This is a genomic window from Qipengyuania sp. NPDC077563, from assembly GCF_044901345.1.
In the GTDB taxonomy this organism is placed as follows: Bacteria; Pseudomonadota; Alphaproteobacteria; order Sphingomonadales; family Sphingomonadaceae; genus Qipengyuania; species Qipengyuania aestuarii.
Window position 1 is genome coordinate 157140 of record NZ_JBJDPC010000002.1, and the last position, 14590, is coordinate 171729.

Sequence of the window (14590 nt, forward strand, 5' to 3'; positions counted from 1 at the left end):
GGATGGGCGGCGCCTTCGGCAGTTTGGGGGTAAGTGCGGCAGTGCCCTCGCTTTTCGCTCAAACTGAAAAATGCATTACGGCTCATATGAACGGGACAGCATGATGGCGCGCTTCGCTGCACTCCTCGGGTCCATCAACGTCGGTGGCAACCGTCTCAAGATGGCGGATCTCGTTGCGGCGATGGAGACGCGCGGCTTCCAGAATGTCGCTACTGTCGTCGCCAGCGGAAATCTGCTGTTCGACCATGAAAGCGCACCTGATGCGGAATTGGAAAACCGCATCGCTGCCATCCTGAAGGATGAGTTCGAAATCGACAGTGTTGCCACAGTCCGCAGCGCTGAAGATCTAGCTGCCGCGCTGGCGGAAAATCCCTTCGCGGGGGAGGGCGAGGACAAGTTCGTTCATGTCCATTTCCTGACCGGTCAGCCGACGGCGGCGCAATTCAGTGCCCTCATTGCCGATCATGAGGGGCGCGGGCCGGAAAGGCTTGCGCCAGCGACGCGTGCGCTCCACATCGACTTCGTTTCCAGTGTCGGCTCAAGCAAGCTCACCCGTGCATTCATCGAACGGAGACTGGGCTGCAGAGGCACTGCCCGCAATGTCCGTTCGATCAACAGAATTATCGAGAAGTTATCCTGATGGCTCGCAACCAATCCACTCCAGAACAGCAATCGGTCCGCGTCCTCAAGGTGGGGGAGCGGGTCCGCCATATCCTGTCCGAACTGCTCGCGCGGGGCGAGGCGCATGATGACGTTCTGCGAGCCCACCACATCGCGGTGACCGAAGTGCGCATGACGCCCGATCTTCGCAACGCTAAGGCGTATGTGAAACCGCTGCTGGGCAAGGATGAAGCCGAAGTGCTCAAGGCCCTGCGCACGAACACAGCCTTCTTCCAGAAGGAAGTAGCGCAGCGCCTCGGCCTCAAATTCGCGCCCAAGCTATCCTTCAAGCCGGACGAGAGCTTCGATGAAGCGGACAGGATCGAGCAATTGCTGAGCGATCCCAAGGTCGCGCGCGACCTCGACGAGGAAGAATGATCCCCTGCTTCGCCACGCCCTGAACTTGCCGCAGGGCCATCCATCGCTTTAGGTGCCGGTGAAGCGAAGTCCCGCAGAGAAGTTGTTCGAGAGGCGCGCCAGGCACAATGGCCAAGCTCTATTTCTATTATGCCAGCATGAATGCCGGGAAGAGCACGACGCTTCTGCAGACGGCATTCAATTATGGCGAACGCGGCATGAAGGTCTCGTTGTGGACCGCGGCGCTCGATGACCGGGCAGGCTTCGGGGCAATTTCAAGTCGTATCGGCCTCGCAAGCGACGCGCACCGCTTCGATGCCGAAACCGATATCGAGGCGCACGTGCTCGAAGAGCATGCCGAGGCTCCGGTCGCATGCGTCCTTATCGACGAGGCGCAGTTCCTCACCAAGACGCAGGTCTGGCAGCTGGCGCGCCTGTGCGACGGGGCCGATATTCCCATTCTCTGCTATGGTTTGCGGACCGACTTTCAGGGCGAGCTGTTTCCCGGTTCTGCTGCGTTGCTCGGCATCGCGGACAAGCTGGTGGAGATGAAGGCGGTTTGCGACTGCGGCCGCAAGGCGACGATGAACCTGCGCGTCGATGAAAGCGGCCGGGCCGTACGCGAAGGCGCCCAGACCGAGATCGGCGGCAACGATCGCTATGTCGCGCTGTGCCGAAAGCATTTCGTCGAAAGAACCGGCGGCAATCATTTTCCGGGGTTGCAGGCACAGTAAGGGGTGCGCGGCCGCTTCCGCGTATCTACATACCAGCGATGCTCGACACACTTACCCTTGCGGCCATTCTGATCCCGTGCCTGATCATTGCGATCGTCTTTCATGAAGTGGCGCATGGCTGGGTCGCGCTTATGCTGGGCGATCCGACTGCCAAGGAGCAGCGGCGCCTTTCGCTCAATCCGATCCGTCATGTCGATCTTATCGGCACGCTGCTCGTGCCCGGCGCGCTGGCGCTGATGGGCGGCCCGGTGTTCGGGTGGGCAAAGCCCGTCCCGGTCAATCAGCGCAGGCTCGACAATCCGCGCTACGGCATGATGGCGGTGGCTGCCGCCGGTCCCGGCACCAACATCCTGCTCGCACTTGCAGCGGCTATCCTCTTCGGCATTTTCGCCGGTTTCGCATCGAACTTGGGCGTTGCCCTGCCGGAATGGTCCCTGACCTTCTTCGGGGCTTTCGTCCTCATCAATGCTTTCCTCGCCCTGTTCAATATGCTGCCGATCCCGCCTTTCGATGGATCGCATATCGTGGGCGGTCTGATGCCGCGTCGCTGGGTGCATCACTGGCAGAAACTGCAGGCCATGGGCATGCTGCTGCTGGTGGTTTTGATCGCTGCAACCTGGGCCTTCCCGGACGCGCGCTGGATTGAAAACACGCTGTTCCCGCCGGTGGAATGGCTGACGGGTATCTTCTACGCGGTCGCGGACGGCGTCGCGCGGGTGATCGCATGAACGCGCGTTCCAAGCCCGCGCCCCATGGCTGGCTCTTGCTCGACAAGCCGCGCGGTCTCGGCTCGACACAGGCGGTCGGCTTGGTGAAGCGGGTGCTGCGCCAGGGCGGCTATGCCAAGACCAAGGTCGGGCATGGCGGCACGCTGGACCCGCTGGCCGAAGGCGTGCTCCCGATCGCGCTGGGCGAGGCGACGAAGCTGGCCGGACGCATGCTCGATGCCAGTAAGATCTACGACTTCACCATCCGGTTCGGCGAGCAGACCGACACGCTCGACACCGAAGGTGAGGTCGTGGCGACCTCCAACCATGTGCCAAGCGTGGAGGACATTGCTGCCGCCCTTCCTGCCTTCACGGGACCGATCCGGCAGGCACCTCCGGCATATTCGGCGATCAAGATCGATGGCAAACGCGCCTATGACCGCGCGCGAGCGGGCGAAGAGGTCGAGATGAAGCTGCGGGATACGACGATCCATGCGCTCGATATCCTTGAGGGCGCGGCGGAAGCCGTTACCCTGCGCGCGCATGTCTCCAAGGGGACATACATCCGGTCGCTTGCACGGGACATCGCGCTCGCCCTTGGAAGCCGCGGACATGTGACCTATCTCAGACGCATCAAGGCTGGCCCGTTCACTCAGGAACAGGCGATTTCGCTGGACTCGGCGGAAGAAGTCGCTAAGGGCGCGCCTCTTGAACACCTTCTCCTGCCACTAGAGGCGGGACTGGACGACATCCCGGTCCTTCACCTCGATCCCGACAGCGCGCAGGCGGTCCGCCAGGGCCGGGTATTGTCGGAACTGCCCCAACCTGACGGGCTCCATATGGCTAAACTTGGACAGGTTCCGGTGGCGCTGATGGAACTGGAGGGAGGCTCGGCCAAGGTCGTGCGGGGTTTCAATCTGCCGGATGTCGCGGAGTAGAATACATGTCGGTTACTGCCGAGCGTAAAGCTGAAATCATCAAGGACAATGCCCAGGGACAGGGCGATACCGGTTCGCCGGAAGTTCAGGTCGCGATCCTCACCGAGCGTATTCGCAATCTCACCGACCACTTCAAGGCCAACCATAAGGATAACCATTCCCGTCGCGGTTTGCTCATGATGGTCAACAAGCGCCGTAACCTGCTCGCCTATCTCAAGAAGGTGGATGTCGAGCGTTACAACGCACTGATCCAGAAGCTGGGTCTTCGTAAGTAAGAGTTTTCGGGAAGGGCGGCTCAAACGGCCGCCCTTTTCGCATTTGGCTACCTTCGCAATTCGGCGCAGGGGCAAACGAGAGGCAAGATAAAGCGCCTCGAACCGGACCGGGACGGATTGCCCGGTACAGTAGGCCCCGCACCGCAATAAGGCCGTGCGGGTCATCAAGGAAAATACATGTTCGACAAGAAAACCGTATCGATTGAGTGGGGCGGAAAGACCCTCACCCTCGAAACCGGACAGATCGCCCGTCAGGCTGACGGTGCCGTTCTGGCCACCTATGGCGAAACCGTGGTGCTCTGCGCCGTGACTGCCGCCAAGAGTGTACGCGAAGGGCAGGACTTCTTCCCGCTGACCGTTCATTACCAGGAAAAATTCTCTGCCGCGGGCCGTATCCCGGGCGGCTTCTTCAAGCGCGAAGGCCGCGCTACGGAGAAGGAAACGCTGACTTCCCGCCTGATCGACCGCCCCGTGCGGCCGCTTTTCCCGGAAGGCTTCTACAACGAAATCAACGTCATTGCGCAGGTCTTGTCCTATGACGGCGAAACCGAACCCGATATCGTCGCGATGATCGCCGCCTCCGCCGCGCTGACTATCTCGGGCGTGCCCTTCATGGGCCCAATCGGCGCTGCACGCGTCGGCTTCTCGAACGATGGCGATTACATCCTCAACCCGAGCCTCGACAGCGCGCTGGGCGAAGACGGTCGTCTCGACCTCGTCGTTGCCGCGACACAGGACGCGGTGATGATGGTCGAATCAGAAGCCAAGGAATTGACCGAGGAAGAAATGCTCGGCGCCGTCATGTTTGCGCATGAGGAAAGCCGCAAGGTCATCGGTGCGATCATCGATCTCGCCGAACAGGCCGCCAAGGATCCGTGGGAAATGGATACCTCGGACGACACCTCGGCGATCAAGGAAAAGCTGCGCGGCATCGTCGGTGACGATATCGCTGCTGCATACAAGCTGACCGACAAGTCGGCTCGTAGCGATGCGCTCAACGACGCGCGCGCCAAGGCCAAGGAAGCTTTCGCGGAAGAAGAACCGCAGACGCAGATGGTCGCCAACAAGGCGGTCAAGAAGCTGGAAGCGGAAATCGTACGCGGCGCTATTCTGAAGGACGGCCAGCGTATCGACGGCCGCAAGCTCGACCAGGTTCGCCCGATCGAGGCGATGGTCGGCCTGCTGCCTCGCACGCACGGTTCGGCCCTGTTCACGCGCGGTGAGACGCAGGCTATCTGCACCACTACGCTGGGCACCAAGGATGCCGAGCAGATGATCGACGGCCTCGAAGGCCTATCCTACAATCACTTCATGCTGCACTACAACTTCCCGCCCTATTCGGTCGGTGAAGTGGGTCGTTTCGGCTTCACCAGCCGCCGCGAAACCGGCCACGGCAAGCTCGCATGGCGCGCGCTGCATCCGGTTCTGCCCGCCCATGAAGACTTCCCCTACACGATCCGCATTCTGTCGGACATCACCGAGTCCAACGGTTCGTCTTCGATGGCGACCGTATGCGGTGGCTGTCTGTCGATGATGGATGCCGGTGTGCCGATCGAACGCCCGGTATCGGGTATCGCCATGGGTCTTATCCTCGAAGGCGACGACTTCGCTGTTCTGTCGGATATCCTGGGCGACGAAGATCACCTCGGAGACATGGACTTCAAGGTCGCCGGCTCGGAGAAGGGCATCACCTCGCTCCAGATGGACATCAAGGTTGCCGGCATCACGCAGGAAATCATGAAGACCGCGCTGGAACAGGCCAAGGCCGGTCGTGCGCACATCCTGGGCGAAATGACCAAGGCGCTTTCGGGCGCTCGCGGTGAAGTGTCCAAGCACGCTCCGCGTATCGAAACCATGCAGATCGACAAGTCGAAAATCCGCGATGTCATCGGTACGGGCGGCAAGGTGATCCGTGAGATCGTTGCTGAAACCGGCGCAAAGGTCGACATCGACGATGAAGGCGTGATCAAGATTTCGTCGAGCAATGCCGATGAGATCGAAGCTGCCAAGAAGTGGATCGAAGGCATCGTCGAAGAGGCGGAAGTCGGCAAGATCTACAACGGCAAGGTCGTCAACATCGTCGATTTCGGTGCTTTCGTGAACTTCATGGGCGGCAAGGACGGTCTCGTCCACGTCAGCGAAATGAAGAACGAGCGCGTGGAAAAGCCGACCGACGTCGTGTCGGAAGGCCAGGAAGTGAAGGTCAAGGTCCTTGAGATCGACCAGCGCGGGAAGGTCCGCCTGTCGATGCGCGTCGTCGACCAGGAAACTGGTGAAGAACTGGAAGACACGCGTCCTCCGCGCGAACCGCGTGAGCCGCGAGGCGATCGTGGCCCACGTGGCGGCGGCGGCCGTGGCGGCGATCGTCGTGGAGGCGGTGGCCGTGGCCCGCGTGGCGGCGGTCGTGACCGTGGTGACAAGGGCGGCGACAACGGGGGCGGCGAAGCTCACGTGCCGGACTTCCTGAAGGACTAAGACTTCAGCAAAAACGTGCCCGTCCATGCTGAGGGGCACCCTAGCATCAGGGCTGCGGCGCGACATGCGCTGCAGCCCTTTTTTTCGCTCGCTTGCCTTTCTGCTGAGGGTAAGCATGATGGCACAGGTGTAAACGAGAGGGGATGATATGCGCCAAACGATGACGTGGATCACGCTTTCCTCAGTTGTGTTAAGCTTGATTACCGCAACGGCAGCAGGCGCGCAGGCAAGCCAAACCGTGCTGACCTACAAGACAGCGGCGAAAGTCCGGGACGGATGCGTCGCGTGGGCGACAGAGCGCGATATTACAGTGTCGCTTGCGGTATTCGATGACGCGGGGCGTCTGATCACGACAGCCCACCTAGATGGGACGCCGACCGCGATTGCCGAAGTCGCCCAGTGGAAAGGAAAGTCGGCAGCCACATATCGCCAATCGAGCGCGAACACAGCTACTTGGGGTGGAAGCGCCCCGATGCTGGCAGATTGGGCTGGCGGCGTACCGTTTTTAGCGAGCGATGGTACAGCGCTGGGTGCAATAGGTGTTTCCGGAGCCAGCAGCGACGAAGATGTCGCGTGCGCTCTGGCTGGTATTGCCGCAGCCGGTCTGACCGCCCCCGAAAAGTAACCCTATTCGTTGGAAAAAGAGCCGAAGAGTTACGTGCTTCCGGCTCTCCTTATTTTTAGTCCCATGATCTCCTGTCCGATCAACCGAATTCGAGCACAGGTTTGAACACCTTGCCGTCGTGCAGATCTTTCACCGCTTCATTGATCTTGTCGAACGGATAACGCTCGATCAGGCGATCGAAGGGGAACAGGCCGCGCTCGTAAAGGTGCACCAGTTCGGGAATGAACTGCTTCACCTTGGCGTCACCTTCCACACAGCCAACGATCTTGCGCCCGCTGAGAATCTGTTCATTGGCATCGAAAGCATATTCCGTGCCTGAAGGCGGGGCGCCGACGACCACCAGTGTGCCGCGCTTGGCCAAGGCCTGCAGCGCTGCTCTGGCCGCCTTGTCGTTGCCACTGCATTCGATCGAGAAATCGACGCCTCCGGCCACGATCTTGCGGACTTCTTCCGCGACATCGACATCCTTGCCTGCCTGCACAGTGTCGGTCGCACCGAATTCACGGGCCAGTTCGAGCCTATCCGCATTGGTGTCGACAGCGATGATCGTGCTGCAGCCTGCGACCTTTGCGCCCATCACGGCAGCCATGCCGACGCTTCCGACACCCGAGACGAGCAGGCTCGAACCTGCCGGCGGGCGTGCAGTGCGCATCACAGCACCTGCGCCAGTCTGGATACCGCAACCAAGCGGGCCAAGCAGAGAGATATCGACGTCAGCGTCAATTTTCACGACATTGCGTTCGTGCGCGATCGAATGAGTGGCAAAGCTCGATTGCTGAAAGAATGCAGCATTGGGACCATCATCGAACACCGGGGCATCATCGCCCTGACGTTCATTCATGAAGTTGAGTGCTTCGAAATCGGCACAATAGGCAGGGTCACCTTCTTCACATGGACGGCAATGTCCGCAGGAGCCGTAGGACAGTACGACCTTGTCGCCTTCGGCCAAATCGCGAACATGGCTGCCAACCTTGAGGATGATGCCGGCACCTTCATGGCCGAGCACCACCGGATAGTTAGTCGGCAGATTTCCCGCCTGCACCGACAGGTCGGTGTGGCACACACCAGTTGCCACCAGCTTGATCAGGACTTCATGCGGGCCCGGATCGGCGATGTCGCGGGTTTCGATTTCGTAGTCGGCGCCGGCCTTGGCAACAACGGCGATACGGGCACTCGTAGACATGCAATTCTCCATCGATAGTATTGTTAAGAAAACTGCTGCTCACTCTCCCCGTTCCGGCATTTCGGATTGTCCCTATGGTCAGCGATGCTAGAGCAGCCCGATGTTGCCGCGTGAAATCCTTGCCACTGCCCAGGTTCCCGATGGGGAGACCCTGACCCTTGTCAGCCATGGGCGCGATTTCATCATCATGCTCGGCCGCGATGAGCTCATGGGCACGCGTATGCAGTTCTCGGAGGAACAGCTGGCCGAGCTGACACTCGCAGAGCTCGATAGGCCACGCCCGCGCGTGCTGATCGGCGGTTATGGTATGGGCTTCACCTATCGCGCGGCGCTGGCCAAACTGCCGGAGGGTGGATCGGTCACTGTGGCCGAGATCGTGCCGGAAATCCTCGAATGGGCGGAAGGGCCACTCGCGCACCTGACTGCCGAGAGCCTGGCAGACCCGCGCGGTTCAGTGGTGATCTGCGATGTTGCTGCCTTAATCGACGATGCCAACGATGGCACTACGGCTAAATACGACGCCATTCTCCTAGATGTGGACAACGGTCCAGACGGAATCGTGCGCGATGCCAATTATCGGATCTATTCGAAGACCGGGCTGGGCAAGGCGCGTGATGCGCTCAATCGCGGCGGTATCCTTGCGGTATGGTCCGCCGCGCCCGACCACAAGTTCACGGTGCGTTTGAAAGAAAGCGGGTTCGATGTGGAAGTGCGCGAAGTGCGCGCGAGGCCCAACAATAAGGGGCCACGTCACACGATCTGGTTTGCCCGCAAGCGCTAGGCCTTGAGGCGCATTCGTCCCAGAAAATCGGTCTTGCCGATCGGAACGCCTTTCATGCGCAGAATATCGTAGGCGGTTGCGCAGTGAAAATAGAAGTTGGGCTGGCTGAAGCTCAACAGGAAATTCTCGGCTGTGAAATCGATCCGATGATCCTTGAATTCGAAACGCATCGGCTGGCCGATGAGATTATCCATCTCGTCCTCGGTTAAAGCTTCCATGGCCTCACGGGCGCCAGAAAGCTTGTCGCGCAGGGCGGTGAAGCTCGTCGGCGGAGGGTTGAGATCGGGTGAATAGACGCCCTTGCGCACGCCCTCCATCGAACCCTGGGTGTGTTCGGCGACGCATTTCACCTGATAGCACCAGGGCAGCATGTCTTCGATGATGCGTGCCCCGATGATGTCTTTCTCGGCAGCGCCGCTCTTTTCGCACCAGCTTTCCGCCTTATCGACAAGGTGGCGCGCCGTCCCCAGCATTTGCAGCGCACTCGGGACATAGGCGGCGTGAAGCGAAAGCGGCATTATCGTTCTCCAGGACAGGAAAGCAAAAGGCCCGGCTGTCTTGCGACTGCCGGGCCTCCATGTGAATGGTAATCAGCGTACCCGCGGGCCGCCGAATGGCAGCGGCGGAGGGGGGCGGCGCGCACCGCGCGGCAGCTGGGCTTGATAAGCCCGTCCGCAATGTTCGACGCAATAGGGGAAGCCGGGATTGACCGCTTCGCCGCAGAAATGGAAATCGGGTTCGCCCGGGTGCCCCATCGGCCAGCGGCAGACCTTGTCGGAAAGATCCAGCAGGCTCGTCTTGTCGGCAATGGATGGGTCCGGCTTAGCAGGAACGAGACGCCGCGGCGGTGCCGGGGGGATGGGGGGCTGCTGGTCGCCAGGTCCTTGGCGGAGAAAACCCCCGGGACCGACGGAAACGATCTTCGGAAGATCCGAATTCTTGTTCGGCATTGGCTGAGACGGAATAGCCGCATCGGACCTAGGTGCTGGCTGCGCCGATGCCTGCGCCGGCGCGGGAGCAGGGGCCGGCGTTGGCGCCGGAGGCGCAGCGGGGCGAGGGGCTGCCTTTTTCACCGCTGGCTTTGCCGTCGGCTTCGGCTTCGGCGCAGGCTTTTTCTTTTCCGCAGCTTTTACTGGCGAGGGACGCGATTTGAGGCCAAGGCGATGGGCCTTGCCGATAACGGCATTGCGGCTGACGCCGCCCAGTTCGTCGGCGATCTGGCTGGCAGTCGAGCCGCCTTCCCACATCTTCTTCAGCGTCGCGATCCGTTCGTCGGTCCAGCTCATGCGAATCCTGTATCCTTCATGTCTCCGCCACGGCCGTCTTGCCAGCGGAAGTGCTTGGCCCTAGGCGCAGGCCTATGGCCGATCAAGTCCAACCCTCTCCCGCCGCGCAACCCGACCATGGTCAGTCCAGCGAGGATGCCTCTTTCACCGAAACTACGGGCAAGGGGAGGAGCAGTTTTCCTAAACGCGGAGAGCCGGTCATTACCGGGATCAACCGCGTGGGTTTATGGAGCCTCTATATTAAGGAGGTTCGCCGTTTTCTCAAGGTCCAGACGCAGACGATTTGGGCTCCGGCAGTTACCACTCTGCTTTTTCTGGTAATCTTCACCGTTGCGCTAGGCCGATCGGACCGCGAAATCCTGGGGGTGAACTTCGCCACTTTCGTTGCCCCCGGGCTGATTGTAATGGGCATGATGCAAAATGCCTTCGCAAATTCCAGCTTTTCTCTTCTTTCGGGTAAGATTCAGGGCACGATCATCGATCTGTTGATGCCGCCGCTCTCGACTGGCGAACTGATGACAGGCATCGTCGCGGCTGCGGTAACACGCGCGGTCGCAGTAGGCTGCGCAGTGGCTCTCGCCATGGCCTTCTACCCTGGCGTGACCCTTGCAACCGCGCATCCCTGGGCTGTTGTCTGGTTTGGCCTGATGGGCGCGGTGATGCTGGCGCTGATGGGCTTGCTCGCCTCGATCTGGGCGGAAAAGTTCGATCACAATGCGGCCGTCACGAATTTCGTGATCGCCCCGCTCAGCTTACTTTCTGGCACCTTTTATGTGATCGACAACCTCGCCCCGCTTTTCCAGACGATCAGCCGCTTCAATCCATTCTTCTATGTGATCAGCGGCTTTCGCTTCGGATTTCTCGGTCAAAGCGACATCGGCGATACCAACCAGGCCGTGTTCCATAGCGCCATCGGTCTCGGAATCTTCAATTTGGTGTTCGCCTTCGTGGTCTACCGCATCCTCTCTTCAGGTTGGAAAATCCGTAGCTGACCACTGCCCCATTCAAGGCGCCGGCTCAAATACCACTCGCACTCTAGTGGAAGAAAGCGATAGCTCGGTCGGATCGGCGCGCGTGCCGCGCCCCGCTCGACCAGGCTACTCAGACTTCAAACGATCCTCGATGGCCTCGCGCAGTTCCTTCACGCGCGACGCATTGTAGCCCAGATCCGACACGCCCACGCGGCTGACCGATCGTAAATCAATCTGGCCATCGGCGACGCGGGCAACCACATCGTCCTTGAAGCCGAAAGCGAAGGTTTCAGCCACGCCTTCGACCGTGTTCGAGCCAGCGACCCGGCGAACATCTTGTAATCCGATTGCACCCATGGCCGCGACGATGGCGTCAAACGCTTGTTCTTCGGTCGCCTGGCCAATCACTATTGGCTGCAGATCGGGAAATTCTTCCGCGATGATGTCGGCGTGATTTTTAACCTTCAGTGCAGCATCATCAGAATTGGCCCACATCTCCAGATTGCCAAGCGGCGTGCCGTAGTCGTTTATCGGATTGGCGCCCAGCTCGGAGCGGAGAGCCATGGTCTGCGCGGAATATGTCGGCGGGTCTCGCAAGTCGGTGGAGACGTCGTGAATTGGCGGCACGGCTTCGGCCTGCGCTTTCATCGACAGCAGCCCGACAAAAAGTAGCGCGGGAATCGCGAAGGCCACGGCGGCCTTCCACCAGGGGCCTTTGGGTGTCTTGAGAAAGGCAAAGAGAAAAGCGATCGCAGCGAAGAGGGCGGAAATTGCGATCAGGATGGTGCCTGCATCCCTGATCATGAAGCCTAGGCCGGTGCGCCAGTCGATCAGCCCGAATTTCGGCCCGAAAGCGGCGAAGACGAACCATATGAGCACGGCTAGCGACAGCCACAGCGCGTATTTGGGAAGGCTCCGGCGCCACTCGCGATCCTTGGTCGGAGACGGAGACGGTTGGGAAATGACCCGCTCCTCATCATCTGGCCTCGTCACACGGGCCGATTGATCGTCATTTTCCATTACCCTCTACCCCTATATGAGGAAACGCCCTGATCAGGCACCCACAATCCTTCCGGCGCGGAACCACTCTGCCAGAAGACGTCGATCGGTATGCCGCCACGCGGATACCAGTAGCCGCCGATACGCAGCCACTTCGGCTTCATTTCCTTGAACAAGCGCTGGCCGATACCGACGGTGACATCCTCATGAAACCCGCAGTGATTGCGGAAAGATCCGAGGAAGAGCTTCAGGCTCTTGGATTCGACGATGGTCGCCTCGGGCGCATAATCGAGGACCAGATGCGCGAAATCGGGTTGGCCGGTGACCGGGCAGAGGGAGGTGAATTCCGGCGCGGCGAACCGGACCATATAAAGCTGTCCGGCGCGAGGGTTCGGAACATAGTCCAGCTCGGCCTCTTCCGGGGAGGCGGGTAGGGGGCTGTTCTCGCCGAGAAACTTCGGTGTAACTGTGTCGCTCATGCAGCGCATCTGCCGCGAATGTCCGTTCGGCGCAAGGCAGGGCTTGGAACCACGCCCTTCAGTGCCTATTCAGCGCGCCGATCAAATCAGGCACCAACGCCCATGTTTACCCGCAATTATCTTCCCTTCATCGCGCTGATCCTCGCCGCGCCGACCCCATTGGTCGCGCAGAGCGTGCAGGATTTCCAGTTGCCTCCGAATCCGACACCGACCCCGTCGCCCCGAGTGCAGGGGCCAGTCGACACTGAGGGTGACAGTATCCCGGCACGCCCGCGCGTTATCGGGACACCGACGCCTACACCTGCGCCTGCGTCGACACCCGGGCAGGCATCCCCGGTGCCGCAGCCGACTGTGCCCCAATCGACGCCTGCGCCACTGCCCTCGGCCCGTCCCGCCCCGGCCCGCACCGCGCCGATCGATCAAGTCCCCCAAATTCCGCGCAACGCCCCAATCACAGTGCCTACAGCAGATGAGCGCGCACCGCTGGGCGAGGGTGTCGAAGCGGCAGCTGAGCCAAACCTGCAAGGGGAGGACCAGGTGGGAGAAGCGACCGGTGAACCGATGCCGACCGAGAGCGGTTCAATCGCGCCGCTTCCTGAAGCCGACACCGAGCAGGAAAATGCGGATTGGATCTGGCCAGCAGTTGGGGGCGGAATTCTTGCGCTTCTTGGGCTGGGTTATTTTCTCTCGCGACGGCGCAGTAGTGCGCCCGCTCCGATCATCGAAAAGCCAGTCGTCGGATCCGGCGGTCCTGTGAATGCGAGCGACATTCACATTCGGACAGAAGCGATGAAGCTCACGCGGTCGGTGATGAATGCGACGCTGCACTATCGTGTATCGCTGCTCAACAAGGCGACCCGTGCGCTATCGAACGTAGCGATCGGGGCGGATGTCGTTTCTGCGCACGGCGGCCTTCCGATGGAGCAGCAGGTTGCCAGCGCCGACCATGCTTTGGAAAAACGCCATCAGTTCGATCGTGTCGCGCCGGGCCAGAATGTCCGCTACGAAGGGCAGATCACGATCCCTTTGTCGCAAATCCGCGCTATCCGGCAAAATAACGCCGCGCTGTTCGTGCCGCTGCTGCGCCTGCGTATCGACGGGGCCACGCCCGAGCCGCTGGTGAAGACCTTCGTGGTAGGCCTTGGCATGCCCGAGGGCGGACGGGTCATGCCCTTCCGGATCGACGAAGGCCCGCGCAGTTACGAGCCGATCGCTGCCCGCGCGCTAGATTAGATCAGGCTGATTTCATCGACAGTCCGTGCAGCGGGCGCTAGCGTGCGCTCATGGACAAACTCGTTTCGACCGAATGGCTCGCCGCACGGCTTGGTTCCGATGACATCGTGATCCTCGACGCGACCCAGCACCTTCCTGATGCGGGCCGCGATGCCCGCGCGGAGTTCGAGGACGGGCACATACCCGGCGCGCGTTTCCTTGATCTTGCGAGTTTCACCAACGAGCAGTCGGAGGTGCCCAAAGCCGTGCCCAGCGCCGAACAGTTTGCAGAGCGGATGGGTGAACTCGGCATCGCGCCGGGCAGTCGCATCGTGCTTTATGATGACAGCGCGATCAAAAGCTCGGCTCGTGCGTGGTTTATTCTCGATCGGTATGGCGAGGATAAACTGGCAGTGCTCGATGGCGGTCTTTCCAAATGGCGCTCGGAAGGCCGAGGTCTATCCCAACGTATCGTGGAGCATGCGCCCCGGCACCGCGCGGAACCCGAGGCGACGCGCGAGGTCCGGACAAAGGACGAGATACGCGACAATCTCGATAGCCAGGGTTGGCAAGTCGTCGATGCGCGCGACACTGCCCGGTTCGAAGGGCAGGATGGCAGCGGCTCGGAAGGACATATTCCCGGCGCGCGAAACGTGCCTTTCGTCCGGCTATTAAGGGAAGATGGGACATACAAGTCTGCGCCTGATATCCGCTCCGAATTCGAGCAGGCTGGCATCGATCTCGACAAGCCGGTCGTCACCAGTTGTAACAGTGGTATGACGGCGGCCGTGTTGCTGTTCGGTCTCGAATTGACCGGAAAAGAAGACGTCGCGCTTTACGACGGTAGCTGGATGGAATGGGGCGATGATCCCTCGCTGCCGAAGGAAAGCGGGGCTTGAGGCTGGAAA

Annotated in this window: 17 protein-coding genes; 12 read left to right on the plus strand and 5 right to left on the minus strand. The window is 60.7% G+C overall.

Translation table 11 applies throughout. The features are described 5' to 3' along the window. The first annotated feature begins 70 nt into the window (after positions 1-70). The 8 genes from ACI2I1_RS06515 to ACI2I1_RS06550 all read left to right on the plus strand — a co-directional run bounded on the left by ACI2I1_RS06515 (position 71) and on the right by ACI2I1_RS06550 (position 6771). Positions 71-640 carry a DUF1697 domain-containing protein gene (locus tag ACI2I1_RS06515; protein ID WP_404678455.1) on the plus strand — a complete coding sequence of 190 codons (570 nt, stop codon included), beginning with the start codon at positions 71-73 and terminating at the stop codon, positions 638-640. Beyond that, positions 640-1038, plus strand: a complete 399-nt coding sequence (gene rbfA, locus ACI2I1_RS06520; protein WP_221542134.1) for a 30S ribosome-binding factor RbfA — start codon at positions 640-642, stop codon at positions 1036-1038. Before ACI2I1_RS06515 ends, rbfA begins: the two co-directional genes overlap by 1 nt. 107 nt (positions 1039-1145) lie before the next feature. After that, entirely contained in the window at positions 1146-1751 is a 606-nt protein-coding gene (locus ACI2I1_RS06525) for a thymidine kinase (RefSeq protein WP_404678456.1), read from the plus strand. Positions 1752-1789: 38 nt separating this feature from the next. Further along, positions 1790-2479 carry a site-2 protease family protein gene (locus tag ACI2I1_RS06530; protein WP_404678457.1) on the plus strand — a complete coding sequence of 230 codons (690 nt, stop codon included), beginning with the start codon at positions 1790-1792 and terminating at the stop codon, positions 2477-2479. Next, positions 2476-3396 carry a tRNA pseudouridine(55) synthase TruB gene (truB, locus tag ACI2I1_RS06535; protein ID WP_404678458.1) on the plus strand — a complete coding sequence of 307 codons (921 nt, stop codon included), beginning with the start codon at positions 2476-2478 and terminating at the stop codon, positions 3394-3396. The genes ACI2I1_RS06530 and truB overlap by 4 nt, the downstream gene beginning before the upstream one ends. Before the next feature lie 5 nt (positions 3397-3401). Continuing rightward, positions 3402-3671, plus strand: coding sequence for a 30S ribosomal protein S15 (gene rpsO, locus ACI2I1_RS06540; RefSeq protein ID WP_404678459.1), 270 nt, complete (start codon positions 3402-3404; stop codon positions 3669-3671). Positions 3672-3848: 177 nt separating this feature from the next. Beyond that, positions 3849-6146, plus strand: a complete 2298-nt coding sequence (gene pnp, locus ACI2I1_RS06545; RefSeq protein WP_404678460.1) for a polyribonucleotide nucleotidyltransferase — start codon at positions 3849-3851, stop codon at positions 6144-6146. Between the two features lie 196 nt (positions 6147-6342). Beyond that, positions 6343-6771 carry a heme-binding protein gene (locus ACI2I1_RS06550; protein WP_404678461.1) on the plus strand — a complete coding sequence of 143 codons (429 nt, stop codon included), beginning with the start codon at positions 6343-6345 and terminating at the stop codon, positions 6769-6771. Between the two features lie 79 nt (positions 6772-6850). Here the strand turns inward: ACI2I1_RS06550 and ACI2I1_RS06555 are convergent, their stop codons facing one another. Further along, complete coding sequence (locus tag ACI2I1_RS06555; protein WP_404678462.1) at positions 6851-7954, minus strand: NAD(P)-dependent alcohol dehydrogenase; 1104 nt, start codon at positions 7952-7954, stop codon at positions 6851-6853. A gap of 100 nt (positions 7955-8054) precedes the next feature. Here ACI2I1_RS06555 and ACI2I1_RS06560 point away from each other — a divergent pair, with 100 nt between their 5' ends. Next, on the plus strand, positions 8055-8735 hold the full coding sequence (locus ACI2I1_RS06560; protein ID WP_404678463.1) for a spermidine synthase: 681 nt from the start codon (positions 8055-8057) through the stop codon (positions 8733-8735). Here the strand turns inward: ACI2I1_RS06560 and ACI2I1_RS06565 are convergent. Together ACI2I1_RS06565 and ACI2I1_RS06570 are read right to left on the minus strand one after the other, a co-directional pair. Continuing rightward, the gene (locus ACI2I1_RS06565) at positions 8732-9253 is read right to left on the minus strand and encodes a DUF1993 family protein (RefSeq protein ID WP_404678464.1); all 522 of its coding nucleotides are present in this window, start codon (positions 9251-9253) and stop codon (positions 8732-8734) included. The two genes, ACI2I1_RS06560 and ACI2I1_RS06565, sit on opposite strands and share 4 nt — an antisense overlap. 72 nt (positions 9254-9325) lie before the next feature. Beyond that, entirely contained in the window at positions 9326-10021 is a 696-nt protein-coding gene (locus tag ACI2I1_RS06570; protein ID WP_221542124.1) for a GcrA family cell cycle regulator, read from the minus strand. Between the two features lie 74 nt (positions 10022-10095). Between ACI2I1_RS06570 and ACI2I1_RS06575 the strand changes: the two genes are divergently transcribed. After that, complete coding sequence (locus tag ACI2I1_RS06575) at positions 10096-11013, plus strand: ABC transporter permease (protein ID WP_404678465.1); 918 nt, start codon at positions 10096-10098, stop codon at positions 11011-11013. Positions 11014-11118: 105 nt separating this feature from the next. Here the strand turns inward: ACI2I1_RS06575 and ACI2I1_RS06580 are convergent, their stop codons facing one another. Then, positions 11119-12012, minus strand: coding sequence for a DUF1499 domain-containing protein (locus ACI2I1_RS06580; RefSeq protein ID WP_404678466.1), 894 nt, complete (start codon positions 12010-12012; stop codon positions 11119-11121). Beyond that, positions 12012-12470, minus strand: coding sequence for a preQ(1) synthase (queF, locus tag ACI2I1_RS06585; protein ID WP_404678467.1), 459 nt, complete (start codon positions 12468-12470; stop codon positions 12012-12014). Before queF ends, ACI2I1_RS06580 begins: the two co-directional genes overlap by 1 nt. A 102-nt stretch (positions 12471-12572) precedes the next feature. Between queF and ACI2I1_RS06590 the strand changes: the two genes are divergently transcribed. Together ACI2I1_RS06590 and ACI2I1_RS06595 are read left to right on the plus strand one after the other, a co-directional pair. Continuing rightward, the gene (locus ACI2I1_RS06590) at positions 12573-13703 is read left to right on the plus strand and encodes a hypothetical protein (protein WP_404678468.1); all 1131 of its coding nucleotides are present in this window, start codon (positions 12573-12575) and stop codon (positions 13701-13703) included. Positions 13704-13753: 50 nt separating this feature from the next. Beyond that, a complete protein-coding gene (locus tag ACI2I1_RS06595; RefSeq protein ID WP_404678469.1) occupies positions 13754-14581 on the plus strand; it encodes a sulfurtransferase in 828 nt (275 codons plus the stop codon). Positions 14582-14590: the final 9 nt, after the last annotated feature.

What these genes read in the sequence shown, in the direction of transcription:
- ACI2I1_RS06595 (WP_404678469.1), top strand. Translation starts at nt 13,754, where the DNA reads ATGGACAAACTCGTTTCGACCGAATGGCTCGCCGCACGGCTTGGTTCC.
- ACI2I1_RS06525 (WP_404678456.1), top strand. Translation starts at nt 1,146, where the DNA reads ATGGCCAAGCTCTATTTCTATTATGCCAGCATGAATGCCGGGAAGAGC.
- ACI2I1_RS06530 (WP_404678457.1), top strand. Translation starts at nt 1,790, where the DNA reads ATGCTCGACACACTTACCCTTGCGGCCATTCTGATCCCGTGCCTGATC.
- ACI2I1_RS06590 (WP_404678468.1), top strand. Translation starts at nt 12,573, where the DNA reads ATGTTTACCCGCAATTATCTTCCCTTCATCGCGCTGATCCTCGCCGCG.
- pnp (WP_404678460.1), top strand. Translation starts at nt 3,849, where the DNA reads ATGTTCGACAAGAAAACCGTATCGATTGAGTGGGGCGGAAAGACCCTC.
- ACI2I1_RS06565 (WP_404678464.1), bottom strand. Translation starts at nt 9,253, where the DNA reads ATGCCGCTTTCGCTTCACGCCGCCTATGTCCCGAGTGCGCTGCAAATG.
- ACI2I1_RS06580 (WP_404678466.1), bottom strand. Translation starts at nt 12,012, where the DNA reads ATGGAAAATGACGATCAATCGGCCCGTGTGACGAGGCCAGATGATGAG.
- ACI2I1_RS06515 (WP_404678455.1), top strand. Translation starts at nt 71, where the DNA reads ATGCATTACGGCTCATATGAACGGGACAGCATGATGGCGCGCTTCGCT.
- ACI2I1_RS06555 (WP_404678462.1), bottom strand. Translation starts at nt 7,954, where the DNA reads ATGTCTACGAGTGCCCGTATCGCCGTTGTTGCCAAGGCCGGCGCCGAC.
- rbfA (WP_221542134.1), top strand. Translation starts at nt 640, where the DNA reads ATGGCTCGCAACCAATCCACTCCAGAACAGCAATCGGTCCGCGTCCTC.
- ACI2I1_RS06560 (WP_404678463.1), top strand. Translation starts at nt 8,055, where the DNA reads ATGTTGCCGCGTGAAATCCTTGCCACTGCCCAGGTTCCCGATGGGGAG.
- truB (WP_404678458.1), top strand. Translation starts at nt 2,476, where the DNA reads ATGAACGCGCGTTCCAAGCCCGCGCCCCATGGCTGGCTCTTGCTCGAC.
- rpsO (WP_404678459.1), top strand. Translation starts at nt 3,402, where the DNA reads ATGTCGGTTACTGCCGAGCGTAAAGCTGAAATCATCAAGGACAATGCC.
- ACI2I1_RS06575 (WP_404678465.1), top strand. Translation starts at nt 10,096, where the DNA reads ATGGCCGATCAAGTCCAACCCTCTCCCGCCGCGCAACCCGACCATGGT.
- queF (WP_404678467.1), bottom strand. Translation starts at nt 12,470, where the DNA reads ATGAGCGACACAGTTACACCGAAGTTTCTCGGCGAGAACAGCCCCCTA.
- ACI2I1_RS06570 (WP_221542124.1), bottom strand. Translation starts at nt 10,021, where the DNA reads ATGAGCTGGACCGACGAACGGATCGCGACGCTGAAGAAGATGTGGGAA.